Source organism: Seonamhaeicola marinus, from assembly GCF_008085455.1.
Window position 1 is genome coordinate 1 of the sequence record NZ_VSDQ01000819.1, and the last position, 363, is coordinate 363.

Genomic DNA, 363 nt, shown 5'->3' on the forward strand with positions numbered 1-363 from the left:
AAACTAAACTTTGATAAGATGTATTTTAGAAAGGATATAGGCTTCGACTTATAAAAATGAGTGCGAAGAAATACTTTTATCCTCTTCGTTATTATCATTAAATATTTTTAGTTGTTTTATCCAGTAAACAATGGCTACCATACAAATAATCATGAAAATCCATGATATGGTATTGGCTGCCCACCAGCTTTCTAGTTCTAATTCTTTTAAAGCGTCAAAAGGCGTAAAAAGAACGTCAACAAATAAATCTCTAATAGCGTAAAAGAAATCTTTCATGAGTGTGTTTTAAAGTTTTCTAACCGTTTTATAGTTAGTATATTTACAAAGCAAAAATACAAAAACAGTTAATGATTACAAGTATTT

1 protein-coding gene is annotated in these 363 nt (G+C 28.1%); it reads right to left on the reverse strand.

Annotated features, from left to right (window positions below; genetic code table 11):
- Positions 1 to 48: 48 nt before the first annotated feature.
- Complete coding sequence (locus FUA24_RS23705) at positions 49 to 276, reverse strand: DUF6341 family protein (RefSeq protein WP_147131992.1); 228 nt, start codon at positions 274 to 276, stop codon at positions 49 to 51.
- Positions 277 to 363: the final 87 nt, after the last annotated feature.

Bases quoted from the DNA above. Each gene is read 5' to 3' on its own strand.
- FUA24_RS23705 (WP_147131992.1), bottom strand. From the start codon at position 276: ATGAAAGATTTCTTTTACGCTATTAGAGATTTATTTGTTGACGTTCTT.